The organism is Rhizobium sp. A37_96 (assembly GCF_053521765.1).
Genome location: NZ_JBNWDS010000013.1, coordinates 178,141 through 191,093, shown reverse-complemented (window position 1 = coordinate 191,093; position 12,953 = coordinate 178,141). Strand labels below are relative to the sequence as shown.

The 12,953-nt window shown below is 60.0% G+C and carries 11 protein-coding genes; 9 read left to right on the top strand and 2 right to left on the bottom strand.

What is annotated here, in order from left to right:
- Nucleotides 1–45 precede the first annotated feature (45 nt).
- The 5 genes from lpxD to lpxB are packed head-to-tail and all read left to right on the top strand — an operon-like array spanning nucleotide 46 to nucleotide 4,452.
- Nucleotides 46–1,113 (top strand): UDP-3-O-(3-hydroxymyristoyl)glucosamine N-acyltransferase, encoded by a 1,068-nt coding sequence (gene lpxD / locus ACQZ6J_RS26300; protein WP_449086279.1) that lies wholly within the window; start codon nucleotides 46–48, stop codon nucleotides 1,111–1,113.
- Complete coding sequence (fabZ, locus tag ACQZ6J_RS26295) at nucleotides 1,106–1,579, top strand: 3-hydroxyacyl-ACP dehydratase FabZ (protein WP_163985866.1); 474 nt, start codon at nucleotides 1,106–1,108, stop codon at nucleotides 1,577–1,579. Before lpxD ends, fabZ begins: the two co-directional genes overlap by 8 nt.
- Entirely contained in the window at nucleotides 1,576–2,391 is an 816-nt protein-coding gene (gene lpxA, locus ACQZ6J_RS26290; protein WP_163985865.1) for an acyl-ACP--UDP-N-acetylglucosamine O-acyltransferase, read from the top strand. Before fabZ ends, lpxA begins: the two co-directional genes overlap by 4 nt.
- A gap of 1 nt (nucleotide 2,392) precedes the next feature.
- A complete protein-coding gene (locus tag ACQZ6J_RS26285; RefSeq protein ID WP_449086278.1) occupies nucleotides 2,393–3,274 on the top strand; it encodes an LpxI family protein in 882 nt (293 codons plus the stop codon).
- On the top strand, nucleotides 3,271–4,452 hold the full coding sequence (gene lpxB / locus ACQZ6J_RS26280; protein ID WP_449086277.1) for a lipid-A-disaccharide synthase: 1,182 nt from the start codon (nucleotides 3,271–3,273) through the stop codon (nucleotides 4,450–4,452). Before ACQZ6J_RS26285 ends, lpxB begins: the two co-directional genes overlap by 4 nt.
- A gap of 26 nt (nucleotides 4,453–4,478) precedes the next feature.
- Here lpxB and gltA read toward each other — a convergent pair whose 3' ends face one another.
- The gene (gene gltA, locus ACQZ6J_RS26275) at nucleotides 4,479–5,768 is read right to left on the bottom strand and encodes a citrate synthase (protein WP_163985862.1); all 1,290 of its coding nucleotides are present in this window, start codon (nucleotides 5,766–5,768) and stop codon (nucleotides 4,479–4,481) included.
- Nucleotides 5,769–6,292: 524 nt separating this feature from the next.
- Between gltA and ACQZ6J_RS26270 the strand changes: the two genes are divergently transcribed.
- Nucleotides 6,293–8,506: a ComEC/Rec2 family competence protein gene (locus ACQZ6J_RS26270; protein ID WP_449086301.1), complete on the top strand. Its 2,214-nt coding sequence runs from the start codon at nucleotides 6,293–6,295 to the stop codon at nucleotides 8,504–8,506.
- Here the strand turns inward: ACQZ6J_RS26270 and lexA are convergent.
- The gene (gene lexA / locus ACQZ6J_RS26265; RefSeq protein WP_163985861.1) at nucleotides 8,487–9,209 is read right to left on the bottom strand and encodes a transcriptional repressor LexA; all 723 of its coding nucleotides are present in this window, start codon (nucleotides 9,207–9,209) and stop codon (nucleotides 8,487–8,489) included. The genes ACQZ6J_RS26270 and lexA overlap by 20 nt on opposite strands.
- Nucleotides 9,210–9,628: 419 nt before the next feature.
- On the opposite strand from lexA, the gene ACQZ6J_RS26260 reads away from it, so the two are divergent.
- The 3 genes from ACQZ6J_RS26260 to eno all read left to right on the top strand — a co-directional run bounded on the left by ACQZ6J_RS26260 (nucleotide 9,629) and on the right by eno (nucleotide 12,779).
- Complete coding sequence (locus ACQZ6J_RS26260) at nucleotides 9,629–10,516, top strand: VOC family protein (RefSeq protein ID WP_449086276.1); 888 nt, start codon at nucleotides 9,629–9,631, stop codon at nucleotides 10,514–10,516.
- Nucleotides 10,513–11,352 carry a 3-deoxy-8-phosphooctulonate synthase gene (gene kdsA, locus ACQZ6J_RS26255; RefSeq protein WP_163985859.1) on the top strand — a complete coding sequence of 280 codons (840 nt, stop codon included), beginning with the start codon at nucleotides 10,513–10,515 and terminating at the stop codon, nucleotides 11,350–11,352. Before ACQZ6J_RS26260 ends, kdsA begins: the two co-directional genes overlap by 4 nt.
- Before the next feature lie 152 nt (nucleotides 11,353–11,504).
- Complete coding sequence (gene eno / locus ACQZ6J_RS26250; RefSeq protein ID WP_163985858.1) at nucleotides 11,505–12,779, top strand: phosphopyruvate hydratase; 1,275 nt, start codon at nucleotides 11,505–11,507, stop codon at nucleotides 12,777–12,779.
- Nucleotides 12,780–12,953: the final 174 nt, after the last annotated feature.

The window sequence follows — 12,953 nt, the reverse complement described above, 5'->3', positions numbered from 1 at the left end:
AGTCCAGAACTGCGGGCTTAAACACCGTTTCTGGAGCTGGTGCTTATGGAACATATTGATTTTTTCCCGCCCCATGCTGGCGTCAGTTTAAAGCAACTGGCTGAGCATCTTGGGGCGGAACTTGCCGATGCGGCCTCTTCGGAGGTCGTCATCAGGTCTATCGCCCCCGTATACCGGGCAGGCGAGGGTGATATCTGTTATATCCTTTCCCGGAAGAATCGTGCTGAGCTGGAGACGTGCAAGGCTTCGGCCATCATCTGCCTGCCGGCACTGAAGTCTTTCGTTCCCGAACATATCCCGGTGCTTCTGTCCAGGAAGCCGCATACGGATTTTGCCATTGTCGGCGGCTTGCTGCACCCGGAAGCCATGCGCCCGGTGGTGTTTACGCCGAACCCGGGAACGATTTCGCCTGCTGCGACTATCGATGCCACGGCAAAGCTTGAGGCCAATATAAGTGTCGAGCCGGGTGCGGTTATCGGCGCAGGCGCCGACATCGGCGAGGGTACGTATATCGGCGCCAATGCCCTCATCGGGCCGGGCGTGAAGATCGGGCGTAATTGCAGCATTGGCGGCGGCGCGAGCGTGCTCTGTGCCTATCTCGGCAATGGCGTCATCATTCACAACGGCGCGCGCATCGGACAGGACGGCTTCGGATATGCTCCGGGTCCGCGCGGCATGGTGAAGATCGTGCAGATCGGCCGGGTTATCATCCAGGATAATGTCGAGATCGGCGCCAACACCACGATCGATCGCGGTACGATGGACGATACCGTGATCGGTGAAGGCACCAAGATCGACAATCAGGTCCAGATCGGACATAACGTTCGCATTGGACGCCATTGCGCCATCGTCAGCCAGGTCGGCATCGCCGGCAGCACGGTGATCGGCGACGGTGTGCAGATCGGCGGTCAGGCGGGTTTGAATGGTCATATCCACATCGGCGATGGCGTGCAGATCGGCGCCAAGAGCGGTGTGATGAACAGTATTCCGGCGGGCGAGCGTTACGCTGGTCTTCCAGCACGGCCCCTATGGGATTTTCTAAGGGAATCGGCGGAGATCGCGAAGCGGTCAGGAGCCAGGGACAAGAAAGACGGGAGTGCTGAGCATGACTGAGGAAGCCAAGGCGTCGTTGTCGTCGGCTGACGTTCTGGAAATTATGAAGCTTTTGCCGCATCGCTATCCGTTCTTGATGGTCGACAAGATCATCGAGATCGATAGTGACAATTCCGCGATCGGCATCAAGAATGTGACGGCCAACGAGCCGCAGTTCACGGGGCATTTTCCGGGTTCCCCGATCATGCCGGGCGTTCTGCTTATCGAAGGCATGGCGCAGACGGCAGGCGCGATTTGCGCGCGGAAGGACGGCATCGGCGGCAACCTCGTCTATTTCATGACGATCGATAACGCCCGCTTTCGCAAGCCGGTCGTTCCGGGCGACCGTGTCGAATTCCATGTCGTCAAGCTCAAGCAGCGCGGTACGATCTGGAAGTTCCATTGCGATGCCAAGGTCGATGGCTCTCTGGTCGCTGAAGCCGATATCGGTGCGATGATCGTGAGGAAGGATCAGGACGAGGCATGAGCAGCATCGCAAAAAGCGCGAGCATTCATAAGTTCGCGGTCGTTGAGGATGGTGCCATCATCGGCGAAAACGTCGTGGTCGGACCTTTCTGCCATGTCGGTCCCAAGGTCGTATTGCATGAGAATGTCCATCTGCTGACGCATGCTGTCGTTACCGGCCGCACGACGATCGGCAAGGGAACGAAGATATTCCCGATGGCCGTTGTCGGTGGCGACCCGCAGAGCGTTCATCACGGTGGCGAGGAGACGACGCTTGATGTCGGCGAGAACTGCACGATCCGCGAAGGCGTGACGATCAACACCGGCACGGCGGACTACGGCGGCAAGACGATTGTCGGCAACAACAATCTGTTCCTCGCCAATTCCCATGTCGCTCACGATTGCCGCGTCGGCAATAACGTCATCATGTCCAACAACGTCATGCTGGCGGGGCATGTGGTTGTCGAGGATCGCGCCATTCTGGGCGGCGGCTGCGCGGTGCATCAGTTCACCCGTATCGGACGGCAGGCTTTCATCGGCGGCCTTTCGGCTGCGAGCTACGACGTCATCCCTTACGGCATGTTGAACGGCAATCCGGGTGTGCTTTCCGGCCTCAATATTGTCGGCATGTCGCGTGCAGGCATAGACCGCGCGGTTATTCACAGGGTTCGACGTGCCTACAAGACCATCTTCGAAGGCGAAGGCTCGATCCGTGACAACGCTGCCGCGATCCGCGACGAATATGCCGATTGCAAGGAAGTGATCGAGATCCTGGATTTCATCGCAGCCGATAGCGATCGCGCGCTGTCGTCGCCCAATCGCGGCAAGAGCTGACGTGGTTTCGGCCGGCCAAAACGGCAAAGGCAGGCTGGCGATCATCGCAGGCAGTGGCTTCTTGCCTGTCTATGTCGCCGAGGCCGCCCGTCAGGCCGGCGAGAATCCGGTTATTATCGCACTGACGAACGAAGCGGACCGCGATTGGTCCGCTTTCGATCACGCCAATCTCGGTGTCGGCAATTTTGCCGGCCTTGAAGCGACATTCCGGCGCCATGGCGTTGACCGCGTCGTCATGTCTGGCGGCGTCGCCCGCCGTCCGCCCTGGCGCGAGATTCATCCGACATGGCGCGTGATCAAGGAATTGCCCCTGACCATTCGCACGCTTCTTTCCGGCGGTGACAACGCCGTGCTGCAGATGGTCATCCGTCTGATCGAAGCCGGCGGTGTCCGCGTCGTTGGAGCGCATGAGATCGCGCCCGATCTGCTGGCGACCACGGGACCGCTCGGCAGGCTGTCGCCGTCCTCTGAGGACTTGCGTGATATCGCGCAAGGGGCGAAGGCTGCCGATGCGCTGGGATTGCTCGATGTCGGGCAGGGTGCCGTCAGCGTCGGCGGCCGTGTCGTCGCACTGGAAGGCGCGGAAGGCACGGACAAGATGATCGAGCGTGTTGCCGGCCTGCGCGAAGAGGGCCGTATATCGACCCGTCGGCGCGGCGTGCTGGTGAAGCTCTGCAAACCGCAGCAGGATGTGCGCGCCGATCTGCCTTCTATCGGCGTCTCGACCGTGCTGAACGCCAAGAAGGCCGGCCTTGCCGGCGTCGCGGTGGAGGCGGGCCGGGCGCTGATCCTCGACCGTGAGGCTGTGATTAAAGCCGCCGATGACGCTGAAATTTTCGTCTGCGGCATCGATCGTGGCCTCAGCGCGGAGGGCTTCATGTGAGCAGCGCCGCCTTGAAGCTTGCCGTCGTTGCGGGAGAGGTTTCCGGCGATCTTTTGGGCGGCGATCTCGTCGCTTCCCTGAAGCGGCGCCATGATGGGCCTGTCGAGCTGGTGGGCGTCGGCGGCGAGGCGTTGGAAGCGCAAGGCTTGCGCTCGCTTTTCGACTACTCCGAACTCTCGATCATGGGTTTCATCCAGGTCATCAAGCGGCTGCCGAAGCTGCTTGCCCGCATCCGGCAGACGGCTGACGCCATTATCTCCGCCAAGCCCGACGTACTTCTGATCATCGATAGCCCCGATTTTACCCATCGCGTAGCGAAGCGGGTGCGCAAGGCGCTGCCTGGCCTCCCGATCGTCAACTATGTCTGCCCCAGCGTCTGGGCATGGAAGGAATATCGCGCGCAGAAGATGCTCGCCTATGTCGATCATGTGCTGGCCGTACTCCCTTTCGAGCCGGAAGCCATGCAGCGTTTGGGTGGTCCGGCAACGACCTATGTCGGCCATCGCCTGACGGTGGATACAGATCTGCTGGAGACGCGCCGACAGCGCGCTTTGCGCGGTGAAAGGGCGGTCGATGCCCAGATGACAGTTCTTCTTCTCCCAGGCTCGCGCGCTTCGGAGATCCGCCAGCTTCTACCGGTTTTTGAGCAGGCTACCAAAGAACTTAGTCGGCGAAATGACAATGTTCGCTACATGCTGCCGACCGTGCCGAAGCAGGAAGCCCTGGTACGCTCGCTTCTCGAAAACTGGGGCGTCAAGCCTGAAATCCTGGTCGGCCAGAATGCAAAGTGGAATGCCTTCGCGCAGGCGGATGCTGCCATGGCTGCGTCGGGCACGGTGATCCTGGAACTGGGTCTTGCCGGTGTTCCCGTGGTTTCAACCTACAAGACGGAGTGGTTGGCCAGATTCGTGATGTCGCGCATCAAGGTATGGTCGGCGGCCCTGCCGAACCTGATTGCCGACTATGCCGTTGTGCCGGAACTCATCAACGATGTGTTGCGGCCCGGCCTGCTCGCCCGCTACATGGAGCGCCTGTCGAGCGACACTCCCGAGCGCAGGGCAATGCTGACGGGCTATGATCTGGTCTGGCAGCGAATGCAGACCGAGGAACCGCCCGGCGACAAGGCGGCGCAAATTGTTCTGGATGTTCTCGCTCATAAAAAAACCGGTCATCTCTGACCGGTTTTTTGTTTCGATACCAAAGCTTAGCGCTTGGAAACCGGCACGTATTCGCGCAGCGGTGCGCCCGTGTAGAGCTGGCGCGGACGGCCGATGCGCTGATGCGGATCTTCGATCATCTCGTTCCACTGAGCGATCCAGCCGACGGTGCGGGCGAGAGCGAACAGAACGGTGAACATGGTCGTGGGGAAGCCCAGCGCCTTCAACGTGATGCCGGAGTAGAAGTCGACGTTCGGGTAGAGCTTCTTCTCGATGAAATATTCATCGGTCAGAGCGATGCGCTCCAGCTCGATTGCGATGTCGAGCAACGGATCGTCCTTGATGCCGAGTTCGCCGAGAACCTCGTGCGCCGTCTTCTGCATGATCTTGGCGCGCGGATCGTAGTTCTTGTAGACGCGGTGACCGAAGCCCATCAGGCGGAACGGGTCGTTCTTGTCCTTGGCGCGGGCGATGAATTCCGGGATGCGGTCGACGGTGCCGATTTCGTTCAGCATGTTGAGCGCCGCTTCGTTCGCGCCGCCGTGAGCCGGGCCCCAGAGGCAGGCGATGCCTGCAGCGATACAGGCGAACGGATTGGCGCCCGAAGAGCCTGCCAGACGAACCGTCGAGGTCGACGCATTCTGCTCGTGATCGGCATGCAGGATGAAGATGCGGTCCATGGCGCGGGCAAGCACCGGGTTCACCACATAATCCTCGCACGGAACGGCAAAGCACATGCGCAGGAAGTTCGACGCGTAGTCCAGATCGTTCTTTGGATAAACGAAGGGCTGGCCGATATGGTACTTGTAGGCCATGGCGGCGAGCGTCGGCATCTTGGCGATCATGCGCAGGCTTGCGACCATGCGCTGGTGCGGATCGGTGATGTCGGTCGAGTCGTGATAGAAAGCCGAGAGTGCGCCGACGCAGCCGCACATGACGGCCATCGGATGCGCGTCGCGACGGAAGCCTGTGAAGAAGCGCGACATCTGCTCATGCACCATCGTGTGGTGGGTCACGCGGTGATCGAAGTCCTTCTTCTGCGCTGCCGTCGGCAGTTCGCCGTAGAGAAGGAGGTAGCATACTTCGAGGAAATCGCCGTGTTCGGCCAGCTGATCGATCGGATAGCCGCGATGCAGCAGAACGCCTTCGTCGCCATCAATATAAGTGATGCTGGACTCACAGGACGCGGTCGAGGTGAAGCCAGGATCGTAAGTGAAAGTGGAGGTGTTCTTATAAAGGGCACCAATATCAATGACACTTGGGCCGATGGTTCCGGTCTTCACCGGCAGGTCCACCGTCTTTTCACCCCAAGTTAGTTTCGCGCTTTGTTCCGTCATGCTGATCCTCCAAGATTTGGCGGGATTGACGCCATAAAAAGCGCCAAAAGGTTAAGCGACTACCGACTAGCTATATGATCCAGAGCCTAATGCCAAGTTATCCTAATGCCGAATTGTGCATTGCAGTATCAACTTTTGGGCACTGCATCAGTGTCGCTAAACATGGTGCGCCAGGAAACCGGCCCAATTTAGCCGTGCTCATGCCGATTTCGGTTGAAATCACTGTGCGGTGACGGCAAAAATCGCGCGAAAGCTGTAGTTTTGCGCGGGGGCGGCAGTGAGTGCCTAATTTAGAGGCATCGGAGCAGCAGGAGGGCCGGGATGTTGCTGCACCTCCGCAGCCTCGCCCCGCTATTGCCACGATCGTCTTGCGTACCAAAGCGCGACATCGGGAGCGGACGCAGGATCGGGTACCGCTGACATCGCGCCTGCTTTTGATCCTGAACCGCAGTCGACTCGGCGTCCTCAGCCTGGTCGAAGAAGAGGCCGCGTATGGGCGTGCCATACTGTTCGCTCCGATCTATATGGGCCTCGGGGCGATCTTCTGGTTCAAGGCTGGCAGCGATCCGCCGCCGCAAGCAGTCGCCGCGGGCTTTCTCGTCTTTGCCGGCGGCTTAGTATTCGGACGGGAAAGCGGCAGGCTGCTTCGCCATCTGCTCTTTGCGGCAACGCTCATTTGCCTGGGCATGGCTTTGGCGCAATGGGAATGCTGGCGGGCTTCCACCACAATGCTCGACTCGGCCGTGACGACGACCGTTACCGGCCAGGTCGAGCGACGTGAATCCTATGACGATGGCCGCTGGCGCTATGTCGTCCGCGTCGAGGCGACGGAAAAACCCACCATTCGCCGCTCACCGGAAAGGGTCACGATCTTCGTACGCAAACAGGCGGAGCCGTTCGAACTCGGAGACCGAATCCAGGGCAGGGCGCGCCTGACGCCTCCGGCCGGGCCCGCCTTGCCCGGCCTCAACGATTTCGCCTTCAGCTCCTATTTCAACGGTATCGGCGCAAACGGCTTTGCCTATGGCGCACCGAAATTGCTGTCGCCACTTGATGACAAAGTGCGGGAGTCGATGCTCGACGCCGCTGATATCTGGCTTGCGGGGCTGCGCAATAGCATAGGCGACAGGATCAGGGCGACCTTGCCAGGCGATACGGGTGCTTTTGCCGCCGCACTTGTCACCGATGAGAGACGTGCGATCTCGAAGGATACGACCGAGGCGTTGAGAATTGCCGGCCTCACCCATATCGTCGCCATTTCCGGTCTGAACATGGCGCTGTCGGCCGGGATCTTCTATGTCGGCCTGCGCTATTTGTTCAGCCTGTTTCCCGGCGTCGTACAGGCCTGGCCGACAAAGAAGTTTGCGGCCCTCGGTGCGCTTGTGACAGTGACGGCCTATTACCTCGTTTCCGGTTTCGGCGTATCCGCCGAGCGCGCATTCATCATGATGGCGATCATGCTGGTTGCCGTACTGCTCGATCGACCGTCGATCAGCCTTCGCAACGTGGCGCTATCCGCGATCGTCATTCTCATACTCTCGCCGTCTCAGGTGCTCGGCCCGAGCTTTCAGATGTCCTACGCCGCAACGCTGGCGCTGGTATCGGGCTATTCGCTATGGAAGCGGCGGCGGCATCGCGAAACCATCTTCTCCCGCATCCGCCTGTTAAGCCCGCTGTTGTTCGTCTCCCGCTTCTTCGGCGGCGTGTTGTCGACGTCATTCATCGGCGGCGCATCGACAGCCATATTCTCGATCGAGCATTTTCACCGGTTGGCGACATATGGTCTTGCCGCCAACCTCGCGGCCATGCCGGTCGTCTCCTTCGTCGTCATGCCGTTTGGTATGGCGGCGATGCTGCTCATGCCTCTCGGTCTTGATGGTCCCTTCTGGAAGGTCACCGGGGAGGGACTGGAGCTCGTCATAGCGATCGCCAAAACCGTGGCCGGCTGGGGAGGTGACATCACCTTCGGCCGCCAGCCTGCATGGCTGATGCCGACATTCATTGCCGGCTTCCTGATCATGAGCATGTTGCGAACCCGGCTTCGCCACCTGGGCCTACTATTGTCGCTCTTATCCGTTGGCGCGGCGGCATTCGGTCCCGGCGTGCCGAAGCCGGATCTGACGATCTCGGAGGATGGGGTTCTGGTCGCTCTGCGACAGGATGACATACTGGCGACCAATCGCGAACGGCCGCAGGCCTTCATCTTCGAACAATGGCAAAAGGCACTGGTTGCAACCGAACATCAGCCGCCCACCATCCTTCCTCGCGACAGCCGGCTTCCACAAATCAGCAAGACCGATCGTCATCGGCGATTAAGCACCGAGGAGCAGAACGCGGTCCGCAAGGCAATGGAAGACGCGCTTGACCAGACGATGCAGGGAAGCTTCGCCTGCCAGAAAGGCGCATGGTGCGTGGCGATGCTCGAAGACGGCGCCATGCTCGTCACCATAGAAAACGCGGCCTATTTGCCGCCGGCTTGCGATACGGCAAACATCGTCGTGACACCGATCCGCTTGCGGCTGGATCATTGCCGCTCCGGGGCGATGCTGATAACCGGCGCGACATTGCGGCAAACCGGATCCATCGAAATGGCATTCACAGGCGACAAACCCGTCGTTTCCGTGGCGTTCGAGAACCCGCAACGACCATGGACGCGGCATCGAACCTACGATTGGCGCACCGACAAATTCGGCGCGCCGATCCAGCCGGCGTCACCGCTCAGTGATAGCGCCGAATGAGGCCGACGAGCTTACCTTGCACCTTGACGCGGTCCGGCCCGAAAATGCGGGTTTCATAGGCCGGGTTGGCGGCTTCCAGTGCGATGGACGCACCCTTGCGGCGGAAGCGCTTCAGCGTCGCTTCCTCGTCGTCGACGAGAGCAACCACGATGTCGCCGGGGCTGGCTGTCGTCGAATTGCGAATGATGACGGTGTCGCCGTCGAAAATACCGGCGTCGATCATCGAATCCCCCCTGACTTCAAGCGCGTAGTGCTCGCCTGAGCCGAGCATATCGGCGGGAACGGTAATATCATGGGTATTGTTCTGGATGGCGGAAATCGGAACACCGGCGGCGATGCGCCCCATGACTGGAACCGATGCCGAACCGTTGTGATCGTCATTGGCGATCTTTGCCGGGGCGGGCGGTGCGACCGGCTGAGGCTTGCCGAGGCTGCCTTCGATGATACTGGGCGAGAAGCCGCGTCGCGGCTGCAGGCTCGGATTATAGGCCTCCGGCAGCTTTATCACCTCCAGCGCTCTCGCCCGATTCGGCAGCCGGCGGATGAAGCCTCGCTCCTCCAGTGCCGTAATCAGACGGTGAATACCGGACTTGGATGCCAGATCCAGCGCATCCTTCATCTCGTCGAAAGATGGCGGAACGCCGGATTCCTTCATGCGTTCGTGAATGAAGAGAAGCAGTTCCTGCTGCTTGCGCGTCAACATCGTCTTGGAACCCCAGAATCAAGAAAAAGTCGTGAAACAAATCCAGAACGGACACTATATGTTCCATATGTGTTCCGCAAGTACTTAAATTTCGGTAAAGCCTTGTTCGGACGATTAAATAATTACCACTGTCGAATGAACCGACTGAAAGCGCCAATGGATTGTTTCAGTTTTAATGTATTGATAAATATTGATAATTTTGAATTTGCGCCGTTTAGGACACTTTCGCTTGACCAAGGTGTCTCCCGCGTCGACGAACGGGATATTACGCCGGGTAAGCCAGCTACAGAATAGAATCAGCAATCACGTTTGCGAGATTGCGTTCCATCGGTGTCGCCCTATCTCCCGGTCTCTTGCTTCCATCTTGAATTCGATGATGGATGGGCGCAAATCTGCTCCCGTAGGGAAAAGGAGAAAGCATGGCGCCGTTGCCGCATCCGCTGGATCATCTCGTGCTGCCGACCGTCAACATCGCTCTGGCGCGCGAACGTCTCGGCAAGCTCGGTTTTACGGTCGCTCCGGACGCACGCCATCCTTTCGGCACGGAGAATGCCTGCGTCTTCCTGGCCGACAAGACCTATCTCGAACCTTTGGGCGTGGCGTCGCAGGAGCAGTGCGAGACGAGCGTCGCCGACGGGAATGTCTTCGTTGCGCGCGATCAGGCCTATCGTTTCCGAGTCGGCGAAGATGGCTTTTCCGCCATGGTCTTCGGCACGGACGATGCCGTTGCGGATGACGCGCGCTTCAAGGCGGGCGCGATCTCCGCCGGGCGGATGCTGGATTTCTCCCGGCCCATGAAGATGCCGGACGGAACCGAAACGACGGCCGGCTTTCGCCTCGCCTTCGCGGCCGATCTGCGCGCGCCGGATTTTCTGGCTTTCTGCTGCCAGCGCATCAATCCGTTGCCGGCGGACCGCAGCGTGCTCGAGCGTCATGAAAACGGTGTGAGCGGCATCGCGCGGGTGGCGCTTTCCGCATCGAAACCGGAGGCGTATCGCGCCTTTTTCGAGGAGGTCGTCGGCGGCCCGCGAATTTCGGAGCATTCCTTCGGCTTGACGATCGAAACCGCCAATGCCGAGCTCGAGATCCTGACGCCGGAAGGAATGGAAGCATTCTACGATTTGCCTGTTCGCGCTAGCGATCCTGGGCTCAGGGCGCGCGCAATCCTTTTCAAAACGCGCGATCTTTCCGTGACATCGTCGCATTTCGCTGCTAACGGCGTCACCTACACGCGTAAGAACAATCGTCTATTGGCGAGGCTGGCGCCCGGGCAGGGCGCACTGTTCGCCTTCGAGGAGATAGCATGAGCACGAATTCCGAAGTGACCGTCGGCGAGGGTGCCTCCAAGGTCCTCTTTTCCAACACCGCCAAGCTGTCGCTGATCGCCGGCCCCTGCCAGATGGAAAGCCGCGACCACGCTTTCATGATCGCCGGCGTCCTGAAGGAGCTTTGCGGCAAGCTCGGCATCGGCCTTGTGTACAAATCCTCCTTCGACAAGGCCAACCGCACGTCGCTGTCCGGCAAGCGTGGCATCGGCCTGGAAACGGCGCTGGAAGTCTTTGCCGACCTCAAGAAGGAATACGGCTTTCCGGTTTTGACCGACATTCATACCGAAGAGCAGTGCGCCATCGTTTCCAAGACGGTCGATATCCTGCAGATCCCGGCCTTCCTGTCGCGCCAGACCGACCTGCTGGTCGCCGCCGCCAAGACCGGCCGCGTCGTCAACGTCAAGAAGGGGCAGTTCCTTGCGCCCTGGGACATGAAGAACGTCCTTGCCAAGCTCAATGACAGCGGCAATCCGAACATTCTCCTGTGCGAGCGCGGCGCCTCCTTCGGCTACAACACCCTGGTCTCCGACATGCGTTCGCTGCCGATCATGGCGGCCATGGGCGCGCCGGTCATTTTCGATGCGACGCATTCCGTGCAGCAGCCGGGCGGACAGGGCGGTTCCTCCGGTGGCGATCGCCGATTCGTCGAGACGCTGGCGCGCGCTGCCGTCGCCGTTGGCGTTGCCGGTGTTTTTGTCGAGACCCACGAAGACCCCGACAATGCGCCGTCGGATGGCCCGAACATGGTCTATCTGAAGGACATGCCGCGCCTTCTGGAGAAGCTTCTGGCCTTCGACGCTATCGCCAAGGGCTGATAAATATCAGGCATTCAACAGGCTGACATGAATTTGCGCTACGCGGCCTGCTGGAGTGCCCTACCTCGGGGGCGTGGATCGCCATTGTAATTTCCACGCCTTCGATTAAGACGATTTAAATCGATTTATAAACCAGCGAGCAGGAAGCTATCATGACCGCAATCACCGACATTATCGCCCGCGAGATTCTCGACAGCCGTGGCAATCCGACTGTCGAAGTCGATGTCTACCTCGAAGACGGCAGCATGGGCCGCGCGGCGGTTCCGTCGGGCGCGTCGACCGGCGCGCATGAAGCCGTCGAGCTTCGCGATGGCGGCAAGCGCTACCATGGCAAGGGCGTCGAGAAGGCTGTCGAAGCCGTCAACTCGGAAATCTTCGATGCGATCGGCGGCATGGACGCCGAAAACCAGATCCAGCTCGACAACATCATGATCGAGCTGGACGGCACGCCGAACAAGTCGCGCCTCGGTGCCAACGCCATCCTCGGCGTCTCGCTTGCCGTCGCCAAGGCCGCTGCCCAGAGCGCCAACCTGCCGCTCTACCGCTATGTCGGCGGCGCTCATGCCCGCCTCCTGCCGGTCCCGATGATGAACATCATCAACGGCGGCGCCCATGCCGACAACCCGATCGACTTCCAGGAATTCATGATCCTGCCGATCGGCGCAGATTCGATCCGCGAAGCCGTCCGCATGGGTTCTGAAGTCTTCCACGTCCTCAAGAAGGAACTGGCTTCGCAGGGCCACAACACCAACGTCGGCGACGAGGGTGGCTTTGCACCAGGCCTCTCCAGCGCCCCGGCCGCTCTCGACTTCATCATGAAGTCGATCGAAAAGGCTGGCTACAAGCCGGGCGAAGAAATCGCTCTCGGCCTTGATTGCGCTTCCACCGAATTCTTCAAGGACGGTAAGTACGTGCTGGAAGGCGAAGGCCGCACGCTCGAATCCGGCGCAATGGCTGAATACCTCGCCGAACTCGCCGCCAAGTACCCGATCGTTTCGATCGAGGACGGCATGGCCGAAGACGATTGGGAAGGCTGGAAGATACTGACCGATCTGATCGGCAAGAAGACCCAGCTTGTCGGCGACGACTTGTTCGTCACCAACTCCGCTCGTCTGCGCGACGGTATCCGCATGGGCGTTGCCAACTCGATCCTCGTCAAGGTCAACCAGATCGGCTCGCTGACGGAAACGCTGGATGCGGTGGAAACCGCGCACAAGGCGAACTACACGGCCGTCATGTCGCACCGCTCGGGCGAAACGGAAGATTCCACGATCGCCGATCTCGCCGTTGCCACCAACTGCGGCCAGATCAAGACCGGCTCGCTGTCGCGCTCCGACCGTCTTGCCAAGTACAACCAGCTCATCCGCATCGAGGAAGCGCTTGGCCCGCAGGCAAAATATGCCGGCCGCTCCATCCTGCGCGCCTGATGCCTGATCCGTGGGATCCCATTGGATCTGCGGACATATTCGTCGCTGAAATCGAACCGCGCCTCAGGGCGCGGTTTTTTGTTGGGCCGCGCAGTTAGAGTCAACGGACGGTTAATCTCTGCCGGTTAAGTTGGTCCTAGGTGTTTGATTTGACGCGATCTTCTTCGAAGCGAC